This is a genomic window from Kosakonia sp. CCTCC M2018092, from assembly GCF_003864115.1.
In the GTDB taxonomy this organism is placed as follows: domain Bacteria; phylum Pseudomonadota; class Gammaproteobacteria; order Enterobacterales; family Enterobacteriaceae; genus Kosakonia; species Kosakonia cowanii.
Map to the genome: position 1 here is coordinate 2,798,465 of NZ_CP034225.1, position 26,238 is coordinate 2,824,702.

Below are 26,238 nucleotides of genomic sequence, written 5' to 3' on the forward strand. Positions count from 1 at the left end.
GAAGTCATATGTCTCGTATTTTCATTTCCGGCTCGTCCACGGGCCTGGGTCTGATGGCTGCCGAACTGCTGGCCCAACAGGGACACCGGGTTGTACTACACGCACGTAATGCTTCCCGTGCGGAAGATGCCCGACGCGCTTTACCCCAGGCCGAAGCGATCGTCGTCGGTGACCTTGAAACGATCGCAGGGGCGAAGGAAACAGCATCACGTGTCAACGAACTGGGGCGATTCGATGCGGTGATCCATAACGCTGCGGTTGGCTACCGTGAAGCCAGTAGAGTGACCAGCGACCGGCTACCGCATGTTTTCGCGATCAACACACTCTCGACTTACATTCTCACCGCGTTGATCGAACGTCCGCAGCGCCTCGTATATCTCAGTTCCGGTATGCATCATCATGTGGGAGCCAACCTTGAAGACATACTCTGGCGCAAGCGTCGTTGGAATGGATCTGATGCCTATGCAGAGAGCAAACTGCATGACGCTATGCTGGCCTTTGCCGTAGCCCGTCGCTGGCGGGACGTGCGCGTCAACTGTCTTGAACCCGGATGGGTGCCGACAAAGATGGGCGGCCCGGGAGCCCCTGATGATATGAACCAGGCACATCTTACTCAGGCCTGGCTTGCCGCCAGTCATGATCCGCAGGCCGATGTGACCGGGAAATATTTCTACCATCTGAAACGTATGACCGCCAATCCACAGGCGCACAATGCTGCATTGCAGGATCGTCTGCTCCATATCTGTGCTGAGCTTTCAGGGATAATGCTTCCAGAGTAATTAGCGGAGCGGCGACAACTTTAAGTATGGACAGTTTGTCTACGTGAAGGGCAAGCAGTAAGACATTAAGGGGAGATTGCGGGTGCTTAGTTGCAGGCTGATGCTCAGGTGAGGAGTGCATTCTGGTATCCGGGTGCAGGAGTTTAAATTCTCTTCTACCGAACAAAATTCGCTCACTAAACCAGCCATATACGGCTGGTTTTTTATGCCTGAGTGCTTACGTCTCACACTTCACAAAAAGCCAGCCAGATCCAGTGGGAGTTAATGGCGTGTAGATGGTGATAATGTTCAGTTTCCCGACATCATTTTGACAGGTGTGAGCGTGAGCACTTCAGCGATAGATGAATGGCGTATGCATGATTTTCTGTGAAGCAGCTCCCTTTTTTTCAGGCGACGGTGTGGCCGGGAAACTCAACGGTCACTACCAATCCGCCCTCTTCAGAGGTGCTTAAGCTAACGCGGCTGTTGTGTTGCTGCGCCACCGCCCTGACGATGGAGAGCCCTAACCCGCTGCCGCTCTGCATCTGATTGGGATCGCGGAAAAAGCGGTCGAAGACGCGCTCGCGCAGCTCGACGGGGATGCCGGGGCCGGCATCAGAGACGCGAAGCTGCGTGAATGCCTCGCACGTACTCACCGCGACCTCAACCCGCCCGCCCTCCGGGCTATATTTGATCGCATTTTCAATAACGTTATCAATCAGCGACATCAGGCGCTCCCTGACACCCTCAATGCAGAACTCCTCATCGGCGTAAAACTCCAGCTCGATCCGCCGCTCAGCCGCCAGCGGCGACAGCGCCGCCATGCGATCCTGGATCAGCGAGGTCAGCGGCACGGGGGCCATCACCGTGTCGGTGCGCGCTTCGCTGTGCATCAGCAGAAGAAGCTGATTGACGAGACGTGCCGCACGGCTGTTGCTACGAATAATCCCGGCCAGCAACGCCTGTTGACGCTCGCTGCTGATATAGCCCTGCAACGCTTCAACGTTGATGCGCATCGCCGCCAGCGGAGTGCGCAGTTCGTGAGCGGCATCGGCAATAAACACCCGCTCCCTCTCCGTGCTTTCCCGCAATCGCGCCAGAAAGTCATTGATTGCATCCACCATCTGGCGAAGCTCTTTATGTTTTGGCACGGCGTTTAAGGGCGAGTGATCCTCCGGCGTGCGTAAGGCAATCTCGCTGACCACCCTGTTCCAGGGGCGCATGGCGATGCGGATCGACAGCCAGGCGGGAAAGAGCAGAAACGGGATGCAGACCAGCAGCGGCAGGATGTAGTAGCCGCGCGAGTTGAGGTAGATAAAGAAGTTCCAGCTACCGGCAGGCGTGACCAGAGTAACCTCCGTATTGCCATTTGCCGATTTCAGGGTACGGCTGGTCCAGCTGCGCCCTTCGCTCTCGATTTTTTGCAGCTTGCCATAGCTGCTGTTGGTCACCCCGGTTGGCGCGCCTTCTGAGGCGTAAATAATCGCGCGATCCCTGCGCACAATAAGGCTGATGGAGAGCGCGGGATCGTCACCGCCGCCATACCCCTCGCGCAACGCCCGGCTGAACGCTTCCAGCATTTCGGTTCGTTCCCGCGGGCGATCGTCCAGATGATCGACCATGGTAAAGATGGTTTCGTAAGTCTCACTCCCGGTGAGGATCGGCGGGCTGCGTAAGTCCTCCCATAAAATGAAGGTGAGAAAGAGGCACCACAGCAGCGTAAGCAGCAGCATCTGGGCGATGATAACTCGGCGTACCAGCGTCGGAGCCTTCAGGCTGCGCCAGAAATTTCCCATCACCCTTCCCTCTTCTCGATCGGGACGGTATCAATGACATAGCCTACGCCGCGCACCGTGCGCACATACCCTTCGCCAATTTTGCGCCGCAGATTGCCCATATGCACATCGAGGGTGTTGCTCATATTCTCTTTTTCACCAAAGACGCGCTCTTCCAGAAAGCGGCGCGTCACCACGCGATCGGGGCGCAACAGTAGCGTCTCAAGCAGCGCGTACTCGCTTGCCGTCAACTCAATCGTGCGTGCGCTTACCGTCACGCGCCGCGTCGGCACATGAAGAGACAACCCGCGAATGTCGATCACCTCATTGTCAAAACCGTAACTGCGCCGCGCAAGGGCTCTCACCCGCGCCAGCAGCTCGGCGAGCACAAAGGGTTTAACCAGATAGTCGTCGGCTCCGGCATCCAGCCCGCTCAGGCGATCCTGCAGCGTGCCTCGCGCAGTCAGAATGATGACCGGGATGCCTTTAAGCCGCTGGCGCAAGTACGCCATCACGCTCATTCCATCGCCGTCGGGCAGCCCGAGATCCAGCAGCACCAGCTCCGGCACGCAGAGATCGAGCTGATGCAGCGCATCCGCTTTGCGGCGAACCCATATGACGTCTAGCCCTTGATCGGCAAGCGCAATGCGCACGCCGTTGCCAAGATCGAGGTCGTCTTCGATAAGTAGAATTTTCACAATAGTTACGTTACCAGGCGTGAATGAAGAACGTCTGAAGAAAAAACGGTTGCTGAAATCTATCAGGTTTATCTCACCGTTACGCGCTTCAGGCTTTCTTCATTTTCGGCTCATGAGAACTTTAGGGTGGGTATGCAAACTAGGCGTGACTCGTAATCAGATGACTCCATAAGGACGTATTTAATGAGAAACACCGAACCGCGTCGTAAGTTCCTCCCTGCATTCCTCGGACGCCCGCTGAAAAACATCGTGCCGGGCGCGCTGCTGGCGCTGCTCGCCACCCCAACCCTGGCGGCAGAACCGCCCCAGGGTACCACCTTAACGCTGGGGGGCGGTGTGGGTGTTGCGCCGCGCTATTCCGGTTCCGATGAAAACCGCGTCTCGACGGCGCTGGTGCTCGATTACTCAATGCGTAACGGCTTCTTTGTCAGCTCGACGCGCGGCCTCGGTTATGGCAACAGCCTTGGCAACCTCGATTACAGCGCGGCGCTGAGCTATCGCACTGGCCGTAAGGATCACAATGTCGACAGCGATACCATGAGCGACGGCAGCGACTATTTGCGCGGAATGGGTAATGTGAAAGGCTCGGCGCTCGGTGTGGTTGGGCTCGGGTATAAGTTGACCAACTGGCTGAGTGCGCAATTGCAGGCTGAGGTGCCCTTTTCCCAGCGCGACAATGGCGCGGCGCTGCATTTTGGTATCGTCAGCCCGCTTTATCACTCGCCGAAAAATAGCGTGACGCTGGGGCTGACCAGCAGCTGGGGGACAAATGATTATATGCAGACTTACTACGGGGTCAGTGCCGCGCAATCCGCCGCATCGGGTTTTACGCAATACACCGCCGGTTCGGGGATCTATGCCTGTTCACTCAATCTCGACTGGACGCACAACTTCACCGAAAGCTGGAGCGTGGTCGCCGATGCAGGCTATACGCAACTGGCGGGTGATGCGCGTAATAGCCCCATCGTACAACGCAAAGCGTCCCCCACCGGAAGCCTGACTGTGACATATCGCTTCTGATGAATATTCGCCCCGGCGGCTGGCGTTTATCTGCCATGACGATGCAGAAATTCTATCCGCCGGGTTCGCGATAAACGGGCTGCGTTTCAGGCCGTTAGCCCGGCGGAAATCTCTATTGCCAGTTCAGTGAAGGCACGGGCGGAGAAGCTTTGATAGCCGTCTCTTCGCCGCAGTAAAACAGCCGTACGCTGCAGGCGCTCGGGCTCAAGCGCGATAGCCACCAGATCGTCCTGGGCAAATGCCGTCTTCGCAGGCAATAACGTTGATAGCGGCGTCCAGCGGACAATCTCTATCACCGCACCAAGGGCGTTGGCTTCCATCAGCACCTGTGGAGTGATGTGATGCTTGCGAAAGTAACGATCGATCTGCTCGCGCGTCGCGAACTCGGTACTGAGTAACACAAGCGACTCGTCACCAAGCCTTTGCAACTCAACACATTTCTCTTTCGACAAGGGATGTCTGGGGCTAACCACCAGCGCAAGCGTCTCCTCCAGCAACGGCACCGATTCAATATCGGGACTGTGCACCGGCGCAAAAGCGATACCCACGTCCAGCTCCCCTGCCAGAAGCCGCTCCTCGATATGCTCCTGGGCGATCTCCTGCACGCTGAGAGTGATTTTTGGATAGCGGGCGTGAAAAGCTTCGACCAGCGGCCCCAGAAGATAGGTCGTAAAGGTGGGCGTCACCGCCACGCGTAATGATCCGCGGCTGAGATTGCTTACGTCATGAATGGCGCGGGTGGCTTCACGCAACTCCTGTGACGCGCGACGGGCATATTGCAGATAGATCTTTCCGCTGTCGGTCAGACGCGTCGAGCGCCCTGAGCGATCGAACAGCTGAGCGCCAAGACTCTCCTCCAGTAACTTTACCTGCTGCGAAAGTGCAGGCTGAGATACGTGCAGCTCCGCTGCCGCTTTCGTAAAGCTAAGGTGCTCTGCAACTGCAAGAAAATAGTGAATATGCCGGGCGAGCATAACCCCTCCATTAGATTATCTAATAAACTTCATAATAAATGAGACTTTTACCTTATACAAAGCGGAGCTTAATCTTTGTCCCACACCCAGCGACAGTGAGAAAGCACGATGAAAGCGATCATTGACGGTTTTTTGAAATTCCAGCAGGAGGCATTTCCTGAGAGGAGCACGCTATTCAGGGAGCTGGCTACACAGCAGAGCCCGAGGGCGCTGTTTATTTCCTGCTCCGACAGCCGGCTGGTGCCGGAGCTGGTCACTCAGCGCGAGCCAGGCGATCTGTTCGTGATCCGCAACGCCGGCAACATTGTGCCGTCGTATGGCCCGGAGCCAGGCGGTGTTACCGCCTCCGTGGAGTACGCCGTTTCCGCCCTCAGGGTCGCCGACATTGTGATCTGCGGTCACTCCGACTGCGGCGCAATGACGGCGATTGCCACCTGTCAATGTCTGGATCATATGCCCGCCGTCGCCAGCTGGCTGCGATACGCTGATTCAGCGAAGGTGGTGAATGAGTCGAGGCAGCATGCGGATCGGCCGACGAAAGTCGCGGCGATGGTGCGTGAAAATGTGACTGCGCAGCTTGCCAATATTCAGACGCACCCCTCTGTCCGCCTGGCGCTTGAAGAGGGCCGCGTCACGCTGCATGGCTGGGTATATGACATCGGCAGCGGACGCATTGACGCCTTCAATGGCCGGGAATTCGTCTCCCTTGCGGAGAACCCGGATGTGCATGCTGTTTCCCAACATACCAGGCGTGTTGCCTGACATACCTATCAACAGGAGATGAAATAATGATCCAGACTCAAGTTACCCAGAGTGCCCGCCAGGTGCTTACTGAAACCATCATTCTGGCGAAGGCGCGCAAAAACCTCTCCTATGCGGAGATCGTTGACGGCACGGAACTCTCTGAAGCCTTTGTTGTTGCCGCGTTGCTCGGCCAGCACCCTCTTCCGGAGAGTGCTGCGCGCGTGGTGGGCGAGAAGCTCGATCTTAATGCGGATGAGATCGCGTTGTTACAGACGGTGCCGATTCGCGGAAGCTTTAGGGGCGAAGTGCCTGGCGATCCGACCCTCTACCGTTTCTATGAAATGATGTCGGTCTACGGGCCGACTCTTAAGGCTTTGGTTCATGAGAAATTTGGCGATGGTGTGATCAGCGCGATCAACTTCAAGCTGGATATCAAAAAAGTCGACGATCCGGATGGCGGCCATCGCGCCGTGATCACCCTCGATGGTAAGTATCTTCCTACCAAACCTTTCTGACCCTCCAGGCCTGCGGCTTCTGCCAGCCGATAACGGACGGGCATCCGGTAAGGGATGCCCGGACACTTACAGCCCCAGCTCGGATAATCCCGGATGATCGTCCGGACGACGTCCCAGCGGCCAGTGGAACTTGCGCTCGCTCTCTTTGATCGGCATGTCATTAATACAGGCGTAGCGATGATGCATCAGCCCGTCTTCACCAAACTCCCAGTTCTCATTGCCATAGGAGCGGAACCAGTTACCGGAGTCATCACACCACTCATAGGCGTAGCGAACAGCGATGCGGTCACCGTCAAATGCCCACAGCTCCTTGATCAGACGGTACTCCAGCTCTTTTTTCCACTTACGCTCAAGAAACGCCTTCGCCTCTTCACGGTTATTGGCAAACTCCGCCCGGTTGCGCCATTTGGTATCCAGAGAGTAAGCAAGCGACACTTTTTCGGCGTCGCGGCTGTTCCAGCCATCTTCAGCAAGCCTTACTTTTTCAAGCGCTGACTCACGGGTGAACGGCGGCAGTGGCGGACGGATAGGTGAATCGGACATGGTGGAGCCTCCAGCATAAGTGGACAGGTGAGTGTTTGATTTTTGGAACCACGATCCCGGCTACGGGATCTGCTTTAGTAATAGCTGAGCGACATCTCTTGCCTCATCGGCGGCGCGGTAATCGCCCATGACGCGCGACAGGGTGATGGCACCTTCAATGAGTATCAGTAACTGCCTCGCCAGCGGTAATGGCTGATCCGTATTTAACTGCCCGGTAAGCTCAAGCAGGTAGTCGAGCAGTTTCTGTTTGTGCAGCCTGGCGATTTGACGAACCGGATCGTCCGGGTTCCCCACTTCTCCTGCGGTGTTGATAAACGCGCAGCCACGATAACCTTCCGACTCGAACCAGCTTTTAAGCACGGTAAAGATATTCAGGATGCGCTCGCGCGGCGTCTCCGCTTTGTCGCACTCACGCCTGAACCACGCCATCCAGCGCACATCACGCGCATTAAGCGCCGCGGCAGCCACCTCATCCTTGTTGGTGAAATGGTGATAAATACTTTTGCGCGCCACGCCGGACGTCTTCACCAGCAAATTCATCCCGGTGGCATGAATACCGTTCTGATAGATAAGCTCTTCAGCGGTTGCGAGAATTTTCTCGCGTGTATTGGGTATGTTTTTGTTCATGGGCTGATGGTAGAACGATCGTTCTACTTTGGTCAAGCGAAAACGCACAGGCTTTTTGCCGATGGTGAGAAGGGAGGTCACGACAGAACTGAGCGCAGAGCGAACATTCACGTAACCTTGCTGCGTCACCGTGCGTACGTTCACAAAACTGCTGAAAACAGCATGAATAATAACTGAATGAAATGATTAGTTATGTTATTTCACAATAAATAGCGCGCATAATAGAGCGTGTATGTATTAATTTAGAATTAAGCCTGCTCCAGTAAATGTAAGGGATACAAAATGAAAGCTTATGTATTTTATTACAATGAATCAGATGCCAGAGTCTTTACTAAAGAGAGTGTAAATCAGGAAGCTGCTGCTCTTCTTAAAAGAAAAGGCTATAAAAAACATCATTTCGAGGTCGATGCTGCAAGCGCTAAAGAGGCTATTGCAAAACTGAAAAAAAACGATGATGACTATCTGAAGGAGTTGAAAGATTATTCTGATGATCTACTTTTTGTCGGCCTTACAGGGCTGACAACATTTTTTAAGGTTTTATGAAAAAGCTTTTCATATGCCAAAGTATTAGAGTTATTTAACTATTTATTAAAAACAGCAGCGCAAAGGGATATTTGCAACCAGGGTAATGCGATGCAGGCATTTAAACGATAGACGCAAGAGAAAAAAAGCCGACCCAACAGAGTCGGCTTTTTTGTCGATCAGAGCTTAAAGCTGCCAACCACGTTTTCGAGCTGGACGGTCTGCTCTTCCATCGATTGCGCGGCGGCTGCAACCTCTTCCACCAGCGCCGCATTCTGCTGCGTGGCGCTGTCGAGCTGGTTGATGGCGATATTGATCTGGGCAATCCCGCGACTCTGTTCATCGCTGGAAGAGCTGATTTCAGAGATCAGCACGCCCACGCTTTCCACTTTCTCCATCAGGCCATCCATTGTTGCCCCGGCCAGACGAACCTGCCCGCTACCCTGCTCAATGCTGCTCACCGACTCTTCAATCAGTTTTTTGATCTCCTGAGCCGAGCGGGCGCTGCGCTGCGCCAGGGAACGAACTTCACCGGCCACCACCGCGAACCCTCGGCCGTGCTCGCCCGCCCTTGCTGCTTCTACAGCGGCGTTAAGCGCCAGGATATTGGTCTGGAAGGCGATACCATCAATCACACTGATGATATCCACCACTTTAGCGGAGGAGTCATTGATGTTATTCATCGTGGAGACAACTTTGTTGACCACGCTGGCCCCCTGTTTTGCCGCCGCCGAAACCTCTTCCGCCAGTTTGTTGGCCTGCAACGCGTTCTCTGCGTTAAGGCGCACGGTGCTGGTCAACTCTTCCATCGACGCTGCCGTTTCCACGATCGAGGCCGATTGATCTTCGGTGCGCGAAGAGAGGTTCAGGTTACCACTGGCAATCTGGCGCGAAGCGGATGAGATCGCCAGCGTGCTACTGCCTACCTGCTGCATCAGCTCATTCAGGAAGGTAATAAACTTATTGAAGTTGTTGATAATGGCGTTAAATTCCGGGCTCTTGCTCTGCGCAAGACGCTGCGTTAAATCCGCGCCGCCGCTGGAAAGTGCTTCAATATTACGGTTGAGCAACGTCACGTTATGGAAAATATTGCGCACAATAATCATCATGATCACGACGATAAGTAGTCCGATAATCGCCTGGACGATGGTGAGTTTGGTCATAATCGCGTCGGAGATACTTACCAGCTGGCTGCTCGGAATATCCACCGCCATAAACCACGGGCTGCCGCTAATGGGCAGAACGAACAGGGAATGCGCGCCGTCTTCACCGTCATAGCTTCCGCGCACTTCCGTTGTTTTACCCTGCCCTAACAGGCTCATTAACGGCGCTGCCGCCGGAATACCGAGATCGCGGACGTTTGAGAGCGCGGGTTTATCCTGCACGGAAGAGCCGTTGCCGACGATTTTGCCGTCCGCCTCAACAATCAGGACGCTGCCATTGACCGCTTTGCCCATATCAACCGCCAGCTGGTTAAAGAAGCCCAGCGTCACGTCGATGGTCGCCACGCCCCAGACTTTGCCATCTTTCCAGATCGCCATGGCACAGTTAGTACGGGGCTGTGGGCTGGCCGCATCCTGGTAGGCTTTCGCCCACGCACACTCTCCTTTTGGCGCATTCATGCCGTCTTTATACCAGGGTTGCTCCCAATATTTTGCCGATTCCGGCTGGTTCCAGACAGTGTTGACTTGCAGGTTGCCGCCGCTGTCGCGGGCATAGAAAGTACTGAATTTGTCCCGCGCCGGATCGCGCTGCCCAGGCAGAGGCCAAATCCCACCGCCGAATACGTTGAGATCACCATACTGGTTAACCAGATGCGGTAATAATGTGTCGATTTGCTCGCTTTGCAGACCGACAACCAGTTCAGTGATTGAGCGCTGCTGAGCCTTAACCCGGTTCATCTGCTCTTTAATGGCGTTACTTTGTAGTTGAACCGTTGCCTGAATATTTTTGGTTTCGGTTTCAATAATCTGGGGGGAGACGAAAAGTTTGATAACAATATAGGTAACGATCAATAAGATAACGAAAAAGCTTACAAGCATCAGGCCTATTCGGCCCTGGGTATTTTTCCATGTCATATTAGCGGCACTCGTTGGGGTTGTTATTCGATCTAATATCGACATTTCGTTGAAATGCTTTAACTCACCCTGCGCCACTATTTCATTTCGAAGCACATTTAATTTGAAAAACTATTTTTTGAGAAAAAAACGTTATGTCGATCACGTTCTATAAATGCGCCTTAAGAATTTACTTACGTACAAGCAGCCGTACCTGTTTACCGCGATAACTGACATAATTTTGTAACTCGAAGCCAAAACGCTCGGCTAAATAATTCGAGCGTTTATTCTCTTCAGCAATAATGCAGCAGACAGGAGAAGCGAAGGTGTTGTCGGCCCATAATAAAATTGCCGCCAGCGCTTCAGAGGCATAGCCTTTGCCACGCACTTCCGGAATCAGTGTCCATCCCGCTTCGGGGTATTCCAGCTTCGGCGTGGTATCGCGATGCGCATCCTGAAAGCCAAAGGCACCGGCATACTGGTTCGTTGCTTTTTCAAACACGGCCCAGTAGCCATAACCTAATGCCTGCCAGTGCCCGATATAACGTAATAAGCGCGCCCAGACCGCCTCTGCCGTCGGGATCTCGCCACCGCTTATTTTTGCCATCTCCGGGGTCGACCAGCACGCCTTGAGCGCCGGAAAATCATCGAGGGTAAACTGCTTTAAAATCAGGCGTTCTGTTTCAATGCGCGGTGCTTGCTGGAGAGCCATTATTGCCTCTTATCCGGGTTTTATCGTTTGGCTACGTTATCACCAAAGACGAAACACCCACAATGAATTAACATATCAGCAACAACACCCGCTTTTGATCTCCAGCCGACTGCATCAGTACACAGAATGTCCGGATTTTTCAGTCATCTCCGGCAGTGTGCTCTCCCCCTGTCCGAGGGTGCGTTGCATCATGACGGTATCGAGCCAGCGCCCGTGCTTAAATCCTACCGATTTGAGCGTGCCGGTCAGCGTGAAGCCCGCCGAGCGATGAAGAGCCAGTGAAGCCGCGTTTTCGCTGTTCCCCACCACGGCCACGAGCTGGCGAAAACCGCTCGCTTCGGCCCATGCCAGCGCACGGGAGAGCAGTTTTTTGCCGATGCCCTGCCCCTGACAATTAGCATCGATATAGACCGAATCTTCGAGGGTAAACCGGTAGGCATGCCTTTCGCGGTAGCGCGCCAGATAGCAGTAACCGCGCACGTTGCCATCCACAATAGCGACAAACCAGGGCAGCCCTGCTGCCTGCAACCTCTTCAGGCGGAATGCCATCTCTGCTTCGTCGGGCGGTTGGGTTTCAAACGTGGCGCAGCCGTGTAATACGTGGTATGCATAAATTTGTTGTATAGCCGGGATATGTCGTTCTTCTGCCTCAATTATTTCCATCAGTACGGCTCCTTATTGCGTCTGTACCGAGACTATCCCCTCACGATTATTTCAGACAGGCTGCCGGGCTTATTCACGGCATAAGGAAAACTTTGGCATGACAAACCTCAACCTCGACCATCTGGCCACCTTCAGACTGGTCATCAGCCGGGGCAGCTTCTCCAGAGCGGCGGAGGAGCTTGGCCTGTCGCAGCCCGCTGTCAGCCTGCAAATAAGACAGCTCGAGCAAGCGCTGCAGGTGCGGCTTATTGAGCGAACCGGCCGGGGAATCAAGCCCACTGCGGCTGGCATAACGCTTTGCGAGCACTGCCAGAAAATAGAGGCCGTGGTAACAACCGCGGTGGAAGCGATCTCGCTACATTCAGATGAGATCACCGGCACCGTGACCGTCGGCACAGGCGCAACGGCCTGCATCCATCTTTTGCCGCCGATATTGCAGCAGTTGCGCCAGACGCATCCGCTGCTGAAAGTGAATGTACGCACCGGCAACACCTCAGAGATTGTGCGCAGCGTGGAGGAGAACCGGATCGATATCGGCCTGGTGACTCTCCCCGCCGCGGGCAAAAGCGTGAGCGTTAATCCACTCTACAGGGATGAGTTTGTGGTCATCATGGAGGAGGATTTATCCGCGCGATCGATGAAAGCGCTTTCTCCTGACGATCTCTTATCGCTGCCGCTGATTATTTTTGAATCTGGAAGCGGAACGCGCGCGCTGATTGATGAGTGGTTCCGGCACGCAGGCCAGCTTGCCAGCCCGGTGATGGAGCTCGGCAGTATTGAAGCAATTAAAAGGATGGTGCGATCGGGGCTGGGTTACAGCATCGTTCCCCGCATTTCCGTTGCCCGCACTGAAGAGTGTGAGGGACTCAGCGTATACCCGCTGACGCCGCCGCTTCAGCGGACACTTGGAACCGTTATGCGTGAAGACAGGATCGTCAGCAGGGGGATGAACGAAGTGCTGAAAAAGCTCGATGAAACCCTGCTTAAAGAGGAGAGCAGATAAACATCTGGCTGATTAACGCGCCCTTGTCCGCTTGCTGGCATACGGCAGAGATAATGAGGGGATTTTACGAGGAGACTATGACTGGCGAATGCACCGCGTTGAAAATAAAACAGCCCTCGTACTGATCTTTGGCTGTCACGGTTTCACGCTCAAAGGCATGGTGCCATGCGATGCAGGTATCCGGTATTTCTGCCGCGGTAAGCAGAGTGCAGGCAGAATCACCGCACAGAGACTCTGCGGAGTGTGGGTCGGTAATGTGAAAACGAAAGGGGGAAAGATCATTGTGTAAGGCGCTGCCACTGCGGGCAAGCTGAGCCACAGAGTGGCTTTGCCCGGGAAAAACCTCTTCGAAATATTCTCGTATAGATTTCAGCTCTAACGCTGCCCGCTCACGGCACCCCTCTCGTTTTATATGCAGGTTGTGCAGCATGATCAGCATCCGCTGCCGGGGATAGGCTGAGGTTAAGGCAATTAACTTTTCAGCCATGGCTGCGTCACGCCAGGCAAACAGCGTACCCGCTGATTTGGCGTCGTTCTTCAGCCCGCATCGAGCATGCAAACGCCATTTAAGGCGCGATGGCGACGCTGGCGGATAACCCGGCCACTAACACTACGCCCTCTGGGATCCTGTCTAACTTGATACGCACCGGTACCCGCTGCGCAAGCCGCACCCAGTTAAAGGTCGGGTTAACCTCCGGCAGCCCCAGCCCGCCGGTTTCGTCATTGCTGTCGCCGATCCCGCGCCCAATACTCTCCACGTGTCCGCTAATCATCGCGTCATACCCCATCAGCGAAACCTGCGCACGATTGCCAACCTGGATATGTCGCAGCCGGGTCTCTTCAAAATAACCGACCACCCAGAAACTGTGCGCATCGACAATGGCGACTTTTGTCTCCCCCGCCGTGGCATAGTCGCCAGGACGGAGCCGCAGATGCGTGACATAACCTGCCACCGGCGAGCGAACGGTGGCATGGGATAGATTCAGCTGCGCCAGCTCCAACGCAGCCAGCGCGCCCTGATAATTAGCCACCGCGACACTTGCCGCACTGCGTGTTTGCTGAATATCCTCGCCGGAAATGACCTCTTTGATCTGCGCACGTCGGCGCGCCGCATCCTGGCGCATCAGCATCTCATGACGTTTTGCCTCAACGTCAGCCTGCGCGCTGAGCACACTCAGCTTCAGCCAGTGCGGATCGATAACATAGAGCGTATCGCCCCGGTTAACCCACTGATTATCGCGCACCATCACACTGCTTACCGGCCCGGAGACATCCGGCGCAATCTGCACCACATCTGCACGTACCCGCCCGTCGCGCGTCCATGGCGTCTGTGCGTAATGTTTCCATAGGATAAACGCCACAAGCGTCGCCACCGCGACAGCACTGAGCGTCAGCGCGTAGCGACCCAGCAAAGAGAGTAAAGATTTCATACGTGTAACCCCAGGGTGGTCAGGCCCTGCAACAGCAGGAAAAAGGTAACGATATAGCTTGAAAGATCGAGCAACGGGCGAAACGGCAAGCGGCGATAAAGCCTGCTGCACGAGAGAAGCGGCACAATGAGTAACGTGCAGACCAGCGCGATAAGCGCAGTTACCAACAATCCGGGGATAAAAACGCCCCCGATATTGATGTCATTAATCATTGGCGGACTCCTCGTCCTGCGCCCGTAACGCGCAGTGCAGATCAACCAGCTTGTCGACAAACTGGCGCGATGGCTCATCTGTTGCAGGCAAGCAGCGGCCTGCGATCGCGACGATGCGCTCACGCAAGGCTTCGGTTTCAGTTGTGCGGGTAAGGCGATAAAGCACTTCGTTGATCTCACCCCTCACGGGCGAATCGCCGCAGCGCAGGTGACGGACAGAAAGACCGATGCGCAGAAAGTGAAACAGATGATCGAGCGCCCGTGCCGATGACGCCCCGCTGCGCGGCAGGCGCGGGATCAACAGCGCGGCCCGATCAATCATCAGGTTGGTCCAGTGCGTCTCATCACTGGTCATCACCCCGCTCACGCTGCGGCGAATATCGCGCTGGCAGAGCTTCAGCAAACGACTTATCGCGGCGTCTGCCTGCACGGTTTGCAGCAGGCTCATGCTGATAAATGCAAAGCCGGTCGCTATAAAGAGCGCGATTGCGGTATTCGCCGCGACAGCGAAATCAGCGCTGTAGTGCGCCCCCAGTTCGCATAACACCGGCAGCGTCAGCGTGATGCCCATTGCCATAAAGGTGGTAGGTGGCCGCGCCTGCAGTGACCCGGCCAGCAGATAGACCGGCGCAAACACCGCAACCAGCACGGCGAAATCACTGATTTGGGGAAGCAGGAGAAAGCTATAGACCAGGCTTATCAAAACGCCCCAGACGGAGCCGATAATGTATTTCACAAGATGGGGTGCTGGCGTGTCGAAACTGCCAAACAGCGTGCAGCACACCCCAAGAATCGAGACCGCCGTACCGCCCTCCGGCCAGGCCGAGTAAATCCATACCAGACAGCCGATCAGGATGATGGCAAAAGCGCCCAGCGCCGTGCGGGCGGCCGTAAGCGGATCGCGATGAAAAACATACCCTTTCAGCGCGTGGTTTTCTGTTGGCGCAGGCACTGGCCTGGCGTGATGGATGGCGGTAGAAAGATGCTCACACTCGTGTATAAGGGTTATCGACTCCGTGGTATAGCGGATCATATTCACCACCAGCGCGTCCTCAAACGACTTTATCTGCGCCGCGCGCCTCTGCGCCAACCGGGCGCTGCGTTTTCGTAGCGCCTCTGCCGTGCTTTTACGCTGCCCGGCAGCGTCGCAGATAAGCCAGGCCTGAACGTCATCCAGCAGCAACTGAATATCGGCTGGCATATCGGCAATCATCTGCACGCGATCGCGTAATTCACCGTTAACGATGACCAGCCGCGCCAGCCTGTCATGCAGGGCTTTCCTTGCCTGGCGCACCGGCACCGAAAGGGCAAAATCATAGGGAATATGGTGGCTGATGCCCTGCAGAAATTGCAGGCCCAGCGCCAGATGCAGCGGCCCTGACTGCGCATCGGGCTTGCCTGACAAGGTGTCGGCGATACGCTGGCGCGCCGAGTGCAGGGTCTGCGCTAATGTCGTGTTGAACAGCCCGGAGATCCGGCGCGGAAAAACGTATCGGTGGATCAGCGCGGCGCAAAGAATGCCGATGGTGATCTCCTGCACCCGAATGATGGCGATGTTAAACACCGAGCCAGGATCGGAGACGGCAGGGAAACCAATCAGGCTTGCAGTGTAGCCGGCCAGCACAAAGGCATAGGCTCGGGGCGTGCGTTCCAGCAGGGATAAACAGAGGCAGAAGGTGATCCAGCCGGTCAGCATCACGCTAAATACAATTGGCATGTTCACAAACGTCGGCACGATCAAGATCGTCGCCCCTGCCCCCACAACGGTGCCTGCCAGGCGATAGAGGCTGCGGCTTAGCGACGCGCCGACTGACGTTTGCGAAACAATATAGACGGTGATGATCGCCCAGGAGGGTCGCTCAAGGCCAATCGACAGGGCAACGTAATAAGCCAGCATCGCCGCGGCAAAGCTCCTGACGGAATAGAGCATGGCATGGGCATCGCTCAGCAGCGTCGATGGAAGCCTGCGGCTTATCAGATTCACGGGACGTATGTGACGAAATGTTATTTTGCTCATACCGGAGATTATTTCCGGTTTGCGCACGTCACTAAATACCCTATTCTGTCAAAAAATACCTAAATGTTGCCAATGTGATGACAAGCCGACTTGCCCATACTTTGTTTGATCCAGACAGCACCTCCGGCCCGGCGGTTGCACGCCATATCGACTTCGTTGAATACGCAGCAGAAGTGCCGGTTCATACGCATCGCAAGGGGCAACTGATCATTGCCTTGTACGGCGCGGTGATTTGCCAGGCGGAAAATGATCTCTGGATCGTGCCGCCAGATTGCGCGATGTGGATCCCCGGCGGGATCGCGCATAGTGCCAAAGCCACCTGGAATGCGCATCTCAACTATCTGTTTATTGAACCGGGTGCCGCCGCGCTGCCAGAGAGATGCTGCACGCTGGCGATTTCACCACTGATTAAAGCGCTGGTGGAGCGCTTAACCCATGAAGAGGCGGATTGCGCAGTACAGAGCCATGCTGGCAGGCTGACCCGCGTGACGCTTGATGAGCTCGCCACCATGCCGCAGCAGAAACTGAGCCTGCCGGTGTCATCGCATCCCAAAATCCGCGCCATGGCCGATGTGCTGGTCAGTCATCCGGAAGATCGGAGCACCTTTAAAAGCTGGGCAAAGCGGCTGGCGCTCAGCGAGCGCTCTTTAGCCCGTTTGATGCTGCGCGAAACGGGCCTGACCTTCGGGCGATGGCGTCAACAACTGCATCTGATCGTTGCCCTGCGGGAGCTGGCAAGCGGAGTTTCGGTACAAAACGTGGCAGCTAACCTCGGCTATGAGTCGGTTAACGCCTTTATCACCATGTTCAAGAAAAGCATGGGCAGCACGCCAGCGCACTATTTTGCCGTACGGAAAACGGGACTCAATAACAGAGCGGTTTAACGTTAAAATCTCTGCTCCATAGCTGGATGATGCTTTACAGGGCACTCCTTGTCCCTGTTGCAACGTTACGATTCAGGCACGCGCAAGAAGCGGACACGCTAATGCATATTTAGAGGCTGCTGCCTTCAACCAGAACAAACGTGCCGGTCGCCGCACCTGCGCGGAGCGTTTTTGCCGCCTGATACGCAGGGCTCTCATAGAAGCGCTTAGCCTCGTCAAAGGAAGCAAACTCAAAAATGACATGCCGTTGATGCGACTCGCCCTCAAGGTTTTCATACTGCCCGGACCAGGCAACGATCTTTGGCGCGAAGGGCTGCATGGCCTCCCCCGCTGCCCGGGCATATTCGGCATAGGCGTCGGGGTCTTTGACGGTCACATGACCAATTAAATAACCTTTATTCATTTCTGTTTACTCCTCATTTGCCTTCAGAAAACGTGATGCGAAATACACGCTGTGAAAGTACTCTATTGAGTTTTAATACCTGCATAAACAGCGCCAGAAAATACGCACTGTTACCCTGAGGATGAACAATGAAGAATCTTGAGCCGCTGGTTATTTTTGCTCGCGTGGCAGAACTGAAGAGCTTTACCCAGGCAGCGGAAAGTCTGGGGATCCAGAAAGGGCGGGCGTCTATGGTGGTGCGCGAACTTGAGCAGGAACTGGGCGCTACGCTTCTTCACCGCACAACACGAAGCGTGCAGCTGACGGAAGACGGGCGGGCTTTTTATGCCCGCGCGCGGGATCTTCTCGCTGAAGCCGACGATCTGCGCTCAATGTTCACTACATCCGGCATGCCGCTAAAGGGGAAATTGCGCGTCGATATGCCTGCGATCCTGGCGCAAAGCGTGGTGATCCCTGCCCTGCCCCAGTTTCTGGAAGCACACCCTGAACTGGAGATAGAGCTTTCAAGCACCGACCGCCGCGTCGATCTGGTTCAGGAGGGGTTCGACTGCGTGGTGCGGCTGGGCCCCATTGTCGATGAAACGCTTATCGCCAGGCCATTGGGCCATTTGCGCATGATAAATGCCGCCAGCCCGCGCTATCTCAGCCGCTTCGGTAGACCAGAGACTCTCGAGGATCTTCTCAATCAAAGGCACAGGATGGTGCACTACATCCGCAATTTTGGTTCCAGACCTGACGGATGGGAGTATCCGTCGGACGAGGGTTATAAGTCGCTGATGCTGCCCGGTGCAGTCACGGTTAACAGCGTTCCGGCTTATCATGATGCGGGACTGGCGGGCCTTGGATTGATTCAGGGTGGCTACCCTTCACTGTTAACGCATATCCAGCGCGGCGCGCTAATAGAGATCCTGCCTGATCTGCGCCCTGAGCCAATCACCGCCTCTTTTGTTGTCGCACACCGGCGCAATTTATCGCCGCGTGTCAGAGCGTTTATGCAGTGGACGGAGGAAGTTTTAAGGCCTTATTTTGCGTGATGATGCTTTTTGGGAATTTAATCCGGGTGCGGAGCTGTTCAAATAGCAGCGCGTGCACGGGCGATGGTTTTAAAAACCAGGTGCCGGGATGGGCAGGAATGAAAACGTCCCCTTCTGGCACCGTAGGGCTGCTGAAAACTATAGCGTCATGTGCTGCTGCTTAATCTGTTACTCAGGGAAGATTTAAAGCTATCAATAAAAGCCCGCACCCTGACAGGAAGATGGCGGCGGTTAGGGTAGATAGCATGGATTGCGACCTCTTCGCCTTGCGTGTCGGGCAGCACCTGCACCAGGCGTCCTTCCTGAATATCCTTCTCAACCATAAATGTTGGTAGAAATCCGATACCCAGCCCGGCTATAGCCGCTGTGCGAATGGCATCCCCGCTGTCAAACCTGACGTGATTGCGGCCGTTCACTGTTATCTGCCCCTGCGCCTTATCAATAAGAGCCCATGCGGTGGAAGCCGCGCCGAGACCATAAACGAGTCGACGATGATTTTTAATCTCAGCGAGCGATGCCGGCACGCCTGCCTGACGGAGATATTCAGGTGAAGCCCAAAGTTGGGGCCTTGTTCTGTCGATCACCTGGGTGATGTATTGATAACTGGTGGTTGCGTTGCCTACGCGTATTGCAAGATCGAATCCCTCCTCTACGAGGTCGACAACCCGATCGCTGAAGCTGATTTCAATACTTATATCTGGCGAGGCCCGCAAAAATTCACTGATAAAGGGCAGAACGATCATTTTGCCGTAGCCTTCTGACACGGTCAGTCTGAGGATGCCTTTTGGTAGCGGCAGGTTCTGACGAATACTGGATTCAGCTTCGTCTAAATCCTCCAGGATCTGGCTGCAACGATGATAAAATTCGTGCCCCTCTGTCGTAAGCGACAAACGGCGGGTTGTACGCTGAAAAAGCCGCGTCTCAAGATAAGCTTCTAAACGCGCAATGGCTTTGCCCGCGGCAGAGCGCGTCATCCCCATTGCCTTACCGCCAGCAACAAAACTGCCCGCCTCTGCCACAGCAACAAAGATACGTAATGCGTTAATTTCCAGAGCTGAGCCAGCACTCTCTGGCGACGCGATTTTCCTGCCCGTCATTGGGGAACCTATTTCGCCAATCATTTAAATATACTCATATTGTAGAATTTCAATCAGTGAGGATTCAATAATGTTGTCGAAAAACGCTCAACAAAATCTGGATGGCTGGATAAGTGCAGCAGGCCCGGTTGTCGAGAAGCTATACGGTACGTCAGAAGCCAGCTGGCCTGAGGTCCGCGCCCGCTATATGCGGGGGCTCGAAAAAATCTTCCCTGCGATCGAAGGGGTCACCTACACGACAAGCGCGTTAGGCAATACGCCCACGATGATCAGTGAGGGAGATGAACATACCGGCAACAGAGTGGTGCTTTACATTCATGGCGGCGGCTATGTCCACGGTGGTGTCGAAGCATACCGCGGCCTTACTGGACGTATCGCTAAGGCATTAAAAGCCCGGGTGTACACGCCAGATTACCGGCAGGCGCCTGAATTCCCCTTTCCAACGCCAATAGATGATGTGTTTTCAGCTTATCGTGCCCTTCTCGATAGCGGCGTCCAGCCGGAAAATCTTGTGCTGACAGGTGATTCAGCCGGTGGCGCGATGGTGGTGACGATAATGCGCAAGGCCCGTGACGCGGGTATTCCGCTCCCGGCCGCGGGAGTGGCTATCTCGCCCTGGGCTAATCTTACCCATAGCGGTTCATCTGCGACGACCCGTGACGGGATTGATCCCCTTTGTAGGGTCGACTTTCTTAACCGGCTGGCAAGATGCTTTCTTGCAGAAGAGCTTGCCACACACCCTGATGCCTCCCCGGTTTATGCGAATGTCCAGGGGCTTGCGCCCATCCTCATCCAGATAGGTGAGAATGAGGTTATGCTGAGCGATGCTATCAAGCTGGCTGCAAATTTAGGCGAAGCGCGCGTACGAACAACACTCGAAGTGTGGCCTGGGATGTTTCATGTATGGCACCTTCTGGCCGGTACTCTGCCGGAAGCCGACCAGGCGTTAAATAACGCGATTTATTTTCTGGAACAGGCTTTAATAAAAGAGCAGGAATCAGCGAACTTATATCCATGAAGAAAGCCACTCTTTATCAGTAAATAACCACAACGCCGTGGTCTGAGTCACTAAGCCCTTATTACGGGCAGATAGTCTCATTCTTATAGCGCGTCAGGGAAAGGTAATATGGGGAAATCCTGTGTGTAAGACACAGGATTTCTGCCTGATTTTGCTGGCTGACACAGTTCTGCACTGCCCTGCTTGCGCCACACCACCAATGCAAACGATATATCCTGCTTCACCGCTGGCGTTTGTAGTGAGCTATTTCCTTAAAATCAGGCGTATAGGAAAAAACCAGAATGGATATATTCTTCGTTGTCCATAGTTCGACGAGTTTTAGTTAAAGACAGATTAATCGATGCCGATAACTTATCTGTTTTAGAACTCATGGAGCTGCTCTGTCTTTCTCTGTAGAACGAGGTTGAAATGTTCAGAAATTTACCGATTAAAAAGAAGTTCTCTTTTGCCTTTGGTGCCGTTTTAATTTTGCTGCTATTACTCTGCGCCACTTTCTACAATAACTTTTCCAGAATTGTCAGTACCAACGAATGGAATATACATAGCTGGCGCGTCATTGATAAAAGCCGAGCCTTAACCCAAAGTCTGGTAAATATGGAAACCGGTCTACGCGGTTATGCGATTAACGGCAAAGAGGAAATGCTGGCTCCGTGGAGCTCAGGCAAAGAGGAGTTCGTTAAAGTTTTGCAGGAAACGAAAAGCTTAACTTCTGATAACCCTACTCAGCAGGATCGCCTGAATAATTTGCTGCAGCAGGAGCAAGAGTGGGGAAATAAATTTGTTACTGAGTTACTGAATAATCGTCGTGCACTCAATGCCGGGTCAATGACACAGGCCGATTTCACCGCCGCCTTCGAAGCTAACACAGGCAAGCCGCAGATGGATCAAATGCGCGCAACCATTGATGAAATCGTCAAAGATGAAAAAAATCTGCTCGGCGAGCGCCAGGGTTCTGTCGACTCCGTTGAAACGCAGACCCGGCTGGCGTTGTTTATCGGCGCGCTGTTAGGTGTACTTATCGCTTCAGGTTTGGGCTATGCCCTTGCCCGTTCCATCACTCTTCCGCTTGGGGAAGCGGTAAACGCAGCGAAGGCGATTGCCTCCGGCGATCTCTCCACCCGCCTGGTTGCACGTTCAAAAGATGAAGCCGGGGTTCTGATCGTCACCCTGACCGCCATGCAGGAGCAGCTCAAAAAAGTGGTCTCTGATATCCAGACCGCCGCAACCTCTATCGACAGCGCCTCGAAAGAAGTGGCGATGGGCAATACCGATCTCTCTTCACGAACGGAACAGCAGGCCGCCTCGCTGGAGGAAACCTCGGCCAGCATGGAGCAACTGACGGCGACAGTAAGGCAAAATGCCTCTAACGCGCAAAACGCCAGCAGCCTTGCGTCTGATGCGTCCGACGTCGCGCAGCAGGGAGGCAAAGTTGTGGATAAAGTGGTCACCACCATGGCGGCAATTTTTGACAGCTCGAAAAGCGTCGGCGATATCATCAGCACCATTGAAAGCATCGCTTTCCAGACCAATATCCTGGCGCTTAATGCTGCGGTGGAAGCAGCCCGTGCCGGTGAGCAAGGCCGTGGATTTGCCGTGGTAGCAAGCGAAGTGCGCGCACTTGCCCAGCGCAGCGCGACGGCGGCAAAAGAGATTAAGGCACTGATTGAAGCCTCAAATAGCCGCATATCGGAAGGCACCGACCTGGTCGCGCAAGCGGGCAAAACCATGACCGGGGTAGTCACGGCAATCAACAACGTCTCTGCAATCATGGCCGAAATCTACACCGCCTCCGGCGAGCAGGTGAACGGTATCGAGCATGTCAGCATTGCTATCACCCAAATGGATGAAGTGACCCAACAAAACGCCGCACTGGTTCAACAGGCCGCCGCTGCTGCCGCATCGCTGGAAGATCAGGCTGCGCATCTGAACCGCTCGGCTGCGGTTTTCAAACTTGCCTGATAAAAGTGGCCCCGATGGCCGCATTCGACCCGCTGCTGCTGGGTAAAGCCAGCAGCCAGCCGCTACCATTGAGACTAACTGTAGCGATAGCAACCGCGGGCGCATCCACCGGCCTGGCTGCCGGACGAAGTGTTTACCTTGCGCGCATTTTGTCTCCGGGCTGAACGGGATTATTGCCCAGCTTAATAACCATGAAAGCCGTCTGGTTAAATTTTATCGCGGCTATGTTCAGTTTATTTTATTTAAAAATTCGCATATATATCAGCCGCTTTCGCAATAGTAATTATTTAAGTTATTTAACATGAAAGAGAATAATGAAATTAATTTCGGTGAAAAAAAGCTGGCTAGCATAAATTCACGAACTATCCATTTTTTCAAAAAAAATATATTTGTTAAATATCGTTAAAGCCTTTAAAAGCGGCGTCGATAACCCCTTTTTGCTTCATTTACTAATAACACCAGGGTTCTTATGACTATCACACAGCGTTTGTCGCTGGCATTTTCTTTGCTCGCTCTGTCACTTTTCGCGGTTGTTGCCGTCTCTCTTTCGGTGATTTCGGGCTTCCAGTCGCGCTTTGAGTACATACAGGTCAATGCCATACCCAGCATCAAGGATTTGAATAAATCAATCAGCACCACCAGCCAGCTGGGCATCGCGTTTTATCGTCACCAGACGGCGTTGGACAGTGCTGGCCAGGCTGCGGCTGAAGAGAGAATAAACAACCTGCTGAACAAGCTGAAATCGCTCACGGATTATTATATGGCAAATGATATTTCCAACGATGAAGATAAAGCGATGACTGAGCAGGCATACCGTAATATCGAAGCCGTTCGTGCGGCGTTACCCGCTTTTTTAGCTGCCTCAAGAAATCACGACAATGCGTTATCTTTGTCTCTTCTGAAAAGTGAAGATGGTCTGGGCGCCGCATCCCGTAAAATGGAAGCCGATTTCACTAACCAGATTGAATTAAATATAAAAATTGGCGACGCTCTGCGAGAACAAAATAAGAGCATTTATTCACAAACGTGGTGGATGATGACCAGCGCCGCAGCGGTGGTGATTCTTCTGCTTGGTCTGTTTTCCATCAATATTATTCAGGGCATCAAGCGCAGCCTTAACAGCATAAAGAGCACGATGACAGAGGTCAGTAACAATCTCGACCTGACTCAGACTGCTACTGTCTACAGAAACGATGAAATAGGCCAGACCGCATCGGCCTTTAACGGCCTGCTGGAGAAAGTTTCGACAACGCTGTTATCGGTGAACCATGCTGCACAATCGGTCAGCACCGGCTCAGCCCAGATAGCCGCAGGCAACGAAGACCTCTCATCACGAACCGAAGAGCAGGCAGCGTCTCTGGAGCAGACCTCTGCCAGTATGGCTACCCTGAGTGAAACCGTTCGCCAGAATGCCGATGGCGCAGTTCAGGCAAGCGAACTGGCGAATAACGCTAACAATTTATCAAGCATGAATGCGGGCGCAGTCAGCCAGATGCTGGAAACGATGTCAGAAATTCGCGGAAGCTCAGAAAAAATCTCCGATATCACCGGCCTGATTGAAGGTATCGCCTTCCAGACCAACATCCTGGCGCTTAACGCTGCGGTAGAGGCTGCGCGTGCAGGCGAGCATGGCAGAGGGTTTGCGGTGGTTGCTTCTGAAGTGCGCAGCCTGGCACAACGTTCCTCTTCTGCTGCGCGCGAAATAAAAGATCTCATTTCTCTTTCTGTTTCCCAGGTTGAGCAGGGTCTTAATCAGGCAGCGAATGTGGGAAGTAACACAGAAAATGTGAGCAATGCGGTGCGGCAGGTCGCGGATTTAGTTAACGAAATCGCGGCTGCAACCAATGAACAGAGTAAAGGCATTGAGCAGGTTCACCTGGCGATCGGGCAAATGGATGAAGTGACCCAGCAAAACGCCTCACTGGTTGAAGAAGCCTCTTCGGCATCGAAATCCTTGCAGGAGCAGGCTGAAACCTTGTCGAGCCTGGTCTCTACTTTTACGCTCAGCGAAAACGCAGGGTATCTCGGAAAAGCAGCAATTACGCCGATCGCCAGAACACAACAGCTGCAAACAAAACCCGCATCGGGCAGCAGTGCAGTCACTAATACAGACTGGGAAAGTTTCTGATTTTTGACTTTTACACAGGATTATTAATTACTAAAAAGCGCTGCTCTGGCAGCGCTTTTATCCTTCAGTACGATCTATCTGTTTGTTCTTCACCATACGTACGATGCTTATTCTCCCCGCGCTCTGAAGCTACCCAGTTGCCCCGGCTTACCGACCTACTTCAGCAGCAGTCGTATTCCAAGCAACGCCATAATGCCTCCGCTTAGTTTATCTATAAACTTACGGTATTTAATGTAAGCCTGGCGTGGCCCGTGAGTTGATAATAAACATGCGACGACTGCATACCAGAGCACATCAATAACAAATGCCATTGTTGGCAGGATGATGTACATAACAGGCTGAATATTTTTGCTAAGCACTGCGGAAAAAATACTGGCAAATACCAGTGCCGTATGGGGATTGCTGATCTGCGTAAATACGCCAGTCATAAATGCTTTTGAGGCGCTAACTTCCTCTGTTTCGGTCAAATCATTAAAACGATTTGAAGGACGACGAAACATTTTCAAAGCCAGCCATAAAAGATAGCAACCGCCTGCAAGCTTCAGCCCTGTGTAGAGTGACGGGATCAACATCAGCAGGGTGTGAAGACCCGCTAACGCGATGACAGCAAAAATAAACGCACCAAAACCCATACCTGCAGCAACAGATAAAGCGGCCTGTCTCGAACTGGACATGGCCGTTCGGGCAACGAGAAGAAAGCTCACACCCGGGCTCATTGCGCCGAACAGGATAGCTATACCAATAGCAGAAAGCGCGATCACATCACTTGTCATTCATCTTCCCCATCAGTAAACAGTTTCAGGCAGCTCCGCCCTCCATGAACCGCATCCGGTTAACAACATAACACAATGCTAACAATGTCTGCCCTTGCCATAGTCCATGTACTCGTCTCAGAAATTTTGTTGAATTGATTAGTCAAATCTGAATATCTTTATCGAAATCAAAATAAAGAAGCGATCACAATGATTTCAATCAGGACAGCGGAACTCAAAGACATTCCATCGTTAAAACGGCTTTTCCTGCAGTTGGGCTATAAGACAGAGAGCGCGAGCTTAGAACAACGTCTCCGTGACCAGCATGACACGCTGTGTACTTTAGTCGCCGAATCAGAGGAAGAAGTTTGTGGCGTTATTGTCATAAACTTCATCATGCCTGTTCATGAAAATAACTTATGGGCATTAATTTCAGCGCTGGTAATAGATGAGTCGTCACGAGGACAAGGCGTAGGGCAGCAACTCCTTATCGCCTCTGAACGCATCGCGGCTATCAAGAAATGTTCTCAGATTGAACTATCAAGCAGTGAAAAAAGGGTTAAAGCACACAAATTTTATGAAAACAACGGATATAAGGAAGTAAGAAAACGCTTCGTAAAGCTTCTCACCGATCCGCCGCCGCTTGATTAATATCCCGGTGTAAGCGATTCGATCTAGCCCGTACCCACGAGG

At 53.6% G+C, this 26,238-nt stretch carries 27 protein-coding genes; 12 read left to right on the plus strand and 15 right to left on the minus strand.

Going from position 1 to position 26,238, the window contains the following annotated elements; genetic code table 11:
- Nucleotides 1-8 precede the first annotated feature (8 nt).
- Nucleotides 9-779, plus strand: a complete 771-nt coding sequence (locus EH164_RS13370) for an SDR family NAD(P)-dependent oxidoreductase (RefSeq protein WP_124968570.1) — start codon at nt 9-11, stop codon at nt 777-779.
- 386 nt (nt 780-1,165) lie between these two features.
- On the opposite strand, the gene EH164_RS13375 is transcribed toward EH164_RS13370, so the two are convergent.
- Nucleotides 1,166-2,554 carry a HAMP domain-containing sensor histidine kinase gene (locus EH164_RS13375; RefSeq protein ID WP_124968571.1) on the minus strand — a complete coding sequence of 463 codons (1,389 nt, stop codon included), beginning with the start codon at nt 2,552-2,554 and terminating at the stop codon, nt 1,166-1,168.
- Nucleotides 2,554-3,231, minus strand: coding sequence for a response regulator transcription factor (locus EH164_RS13380; RefSeq protein ID WP_124968572.1), 678 nt, complete (start codon nt 3,229-3,231; stop codon nt 2,554-2,556). Before EH164_RS13380 ends, EH164_RS13375 begins: the two co-directional genes overlap by 1 nt.
- Nucleotides 3,232-3,414: 183 nt before the next feature.
- Here EH164_RS13380 and EH164_RS13385 point away from each other — a divergent pair, with 183 nt between their 5' ends.
- Nucleotides 3,415-4,251 (plus strand): MipA/OmpV family protein, encoded by an 837-nt coding sequence (locus tag EH164_RS13385; RefSeq protein WP_124968573.1) that lies wholly within the window; start codon nt 3,415-3,417, stop codon nt 4,249-4,251.
- An 86-nt stretch (nt 4,252-4,337) separates the two neighbouring features.
- On the opposite strand, the gene cynR is transcribed toward EH164_RS13385, so the two are convergent.
- Nucleotides 4,338-5,225: a transcriptional regulator CynR gene (cynR, locus tag EH164_RS13390; RefSeq protein ID WP_124968574.1), complete on the minus strand. Its 888-nt coding sequence runs from the start codon at nt 5,223-5,225 to the stop codon at nt 4,338-4,340.
- Between the two features lie 108 nt (nt 5,226-5,333).
- Between cynR and EH164_RS13395 the strand changes: the two genes are divergently transcribed.
- Both EH164_RS13395 and cynS read left to right on the plus strand, forming a co-directional pair.
- Nucleotides 5,334-5,987, plus strand: a complete 654-nt coding sequence (locus EH164_RS13395; RefSeq protein ID WP_124968575.1) for a carbonic anhydrase — start codon at nt 5,334-5,336, stop codon at nt 5,985-5,987.
- Nucleotides 5,988-6,013: 26 nt separating this feature from the next.
- Nucleotides 6,014-6,484, plus strand: coding sequence for a cyanase (gene cynS / locus EH164_RS13400; protein ID WP_124968576.1), 471 nt, complete (start codon nt 6,014-6,016; stop codon nt 6,482-6,484).
- A 66-nt stretch (nt 6,485-6,550) separates the two neighbouring features.
- Here cynS and EH164_RS13405 read toward each other — a convergent pair whose 3' ends face one another.
- Both EH164_RS13405 and EH164_RS13410 read right to left on the minus strand, forming a co-directional pair.
- A complete protein-coding gene (locus tag EH164_RS13405; RefSeq protein ID WP_124968577.1) occupies nt 6,551-7,027 on the minus strand; it encodes a nuclear transport factor 2 family protein in 477 nt (158 codons plus the stop codon).
- 60 nt (nt 7,028-7,087) lie between these two features.
- Entirely contained in the window at nt 7,088-7,654 is a 567-nt protein-coding gene (locus EH164_RS13410) for a TetR/AcrR family transcriptional regulator (RefSeq protein ID WP_124971448.1), read from the minus strand.
- A gap of 282 nt (nt 7,655-7,936) precedes the next feature.
- Between EH164_RS13410 and EH164_RS13415 the strand changes: the two genes are divergently transcribed.
- Nucleotides 7,937-8,197, plus strand: a complete 261-nt coding sequence (locus tag EH164_RS13415) for a hypothetical protein (protein WP_023481617.1) — start codon at nt 7,937-7,939, stop codon at nt 8,195-8,197.
- A gap of 158 nt (nt 8,198-8,355) precedes the next feature.
- Here EH164_RS13415 and EH164_RS13420 read toward each other — a convergent pair whose 3' ends face one another.
- The 3 genes from EH164_RS13420 to EH164_RS13430 form a co-directional block, all read right to left on the minus strand.
- On the minus strand, nt 8,356-10,254 hold the full coding sequence (locus EH164_RS13420; protein ID WP_124968578.1) for a methyl-accepting chemotaxis protein: 1,899 nt from the start codon (nt 10,252-10,254) through the stop codon (nt 8,356-8,358).
- Between the two features lie 169 nt (nt 10,255-10,423).
- A complete protein-coding gene (locus tag EH164_RS13425) occupies nt 10,424-10,945 on the minus strand; it encodes a GNAT family N-acetyltransferase (RefSeq protein WP_124968579.1) in 522 nt (173 codons plus the stop codon).
- Nucleotides 10,946-11,059: 114 nt separating this feature from the next.
- On the minus strand, nt 11,060-11,608 hold the full coding sequence (locus EH164_RS13430; protein ID WP_124968580.1) for a GNAT family N-acetyltransferase: 549 nt from the start codon (nt 11,606-11,608) through the stop codon (nt 11,060-11,062).
- A gap of 97 nt (nt 11,609-11,705) precedes the next feature.
- On the opposite strand from EH164_RS13430, the gene EH164_RS13435 reads away from it, so the two are divergent.
- Nucleotides 11,706-12,611: a LysR family transcriptional regulator gene (locus EH164_RS13435; protein WP_124968581.1), complete on the plus strand. Its 906-nt coding sequence runs from the start codon at nt 11,706-11,708 to the stop codon at nt 12,609-12,611.
- 64 nt (nt 12,612-12,675) lie between these two features.
- On the opposite strand, the gene EH164_RS13440 is transcribed toward EH164_RS13435, so the two are convergent.
- From EH164_RS13440 to EH164_RS13455, 4 genes are all read right to left on the minus strand, one after another.
- Nucleotides 12,676-13,098, minus strand: coding sequence for a hypothetical protein (locus EH164_RS13440; protein WP_241174963.1), 423 nt, complete (start codon nt 13,096-13,098; stop codon nt 12,676-12,678).
- 79 nt (nt 13,099-13,177) lie between these two features.
- Nucleotides 13,178-14,041, minus strand: coding sequence for an HlyD family secretion protein (locus tag EH164_RS13445; protein WP_124968583.1), 864 nt, complete (start codon nt 14,039-14,041; stop codon nt 13,178-13,180).
- A complete protein-coding gene (locus EH164_RS13450) occupies nt 14,038-14,253 on the minus strand; it encodes a DUF1656 domain-containing protein (RefSeq protein WP_124968584.1) in 216 nt (71 codons plus the stop codon). The genes EH164_RS13445 and EH164_RS13450 overlap by 4 nt, the downstream gene beginning before the upstream one ends.
- Nucleotides 14,246-16,270 carry an FUSC family protein gene (locus EH164_RS13455; protein ID WP_124968585.1) on the minus strand — a complete coding sequence of 675 codons (2,025 nt, stop codon included), beginning with the start codon at nt 16,268-16,270 and terminating at the stop codon, nt 14,246-14,248. Before EH164_RS13455 ends, EH164_RS13450 begins: the two co-directional genes overlap by 8 nt.
- 77 nt (nt 16,271-16,347) lie before the next feature.
- Between EH164_RS13455 and EH164_RS13460 the strand changes: the two genes are divergently transcribed.
- Entirely contained in the window at nt 16,348-17,154 is an 807-nt protein-coding gene (locus tag EH164_RS13460; protein ID WP_124968586.1) for a helix-turn-helix domain-containing protein, read from the plus strand.
- 109 nt (nt 17,155-17,263) lie between these two features.
- Here EH164_RS13460 and EH164_RS13465 read toward each other — a convergent pair whose 3' ends face one another.
- Nucleotides 17,264-17,557 carry a DUF1330 domain-containing protein gene (locus EH164_RS13465; RefSeq protein ID WP_124968587.1) on the minus strand — a complete coding sequence of 98 codons (294 nt, stop codon included), beginning with the start codon at nt 17,555-17,557 and terminating at the stop codon, nt 17,264-17,266.
- Nucleotides 17,558-17,685: 128 nt separating this feature from the next.
- Between EH164_RS13465 and EH164_RS13470 the strand changes: the two genes are divergently transcribed.
- Nucleotides 17,686-18,591, plus strand: coding sequence for a LysR family transcriptional regulator (locus EH164_RS13470; protein ID WP_124968588.1), 906 nt, complete (start codon nt 17,686-17,688; stop codon nt 18,589-18,591).
- Nucleotides 18,592-18,737: 146 nt separating this feature from the next.
- On the opposite strand, the gene EH164_RS13475 is transcribed toward EH164_RS13470, so the two are convergent.
- Complete coding sequence (locus EH164_RS13475) at nt 18,738-19,688, minus strand: LysR family transcriptional regulator (protein WP_124971451.1); 951 nt, start codon at nt 19,686-19,688, stop codon at nt 18,738-18,740.
- Nucleotides 19,689-19,758: 70 nt separating this feature from the next.
- Here EH164_RS13475 and EH164_RS13480 point away from each other — a divergent pair, with 70 nt between their 5' ends.
- From EH164_RS13480 to EH164_RS13490, 3 genes are all read left to right on the plus strand, one after another.
- A complete protein-coding gene (locus EH164_RS13480; protein WP_124968590.1) occupies nt 19,759-20,706 on the plus strand; it encodes an alpha/beta hydrolase in 948 nt (315 codons plus the stop codon).
- A gap of 408 nt (nt 20,707-21,114) precedes the next feature.
- A complete protein-coding gene (locus tag EH164_RS13485; RefSeq protein WP_124968592.1) occupies nt 21,115-22,665 on the plus strand; it encodes a methyl-accepting chemotaxis protein in 1,551 nt (516 codons plus the stop codon).
- A gap of 469 nt (nt 22,666-23,134) precedes the next feature.
- A complete protein-coding gene (locus EH164_RS13490) occupies nt 23,135-24,793 on the plus strand; it encodes a methyl-accepting chemotaxis protein (protein ID WP_124968594.1) in 1,659 nt (552 codons plus the stop codon).
- A 155-nt stretch (nt 24,794-24,948) separates the two neighbouring features.
- Here EH164_RS13490 and EH164_RS13495 read toward each other — a convergent pair whose 3' ends face one another.
- Nucleotides 24,949-25,566, minus strand: a complete 618-nt coding sequence (locus EH164_RS13495; RefSeq protein ID WP_124968596.1) for a LysE family translocator — start codon at nt 25,564-25,566, stop codon at nt 24,949-24,951.
- A 189-nt stretch (nt 25,567-25,755) separates the two neighbouring features.
- Between EH164_RS13495 and EH164_RS13500 the strand changes: the two genes are divergently transcribed.
- Nucleotides 25,756-26,196, plus strand: coding sequence for a GNAT family N-acetyltransferase (locus EH164_RS13500; protein WP_124968598.1), 441 nt, complete (start codon nt 25,756-25,758; stop codon nt 26,194-26,196).
- Nucleotides 26,197-26,238 lie beyond the last annotated feature (42 nt).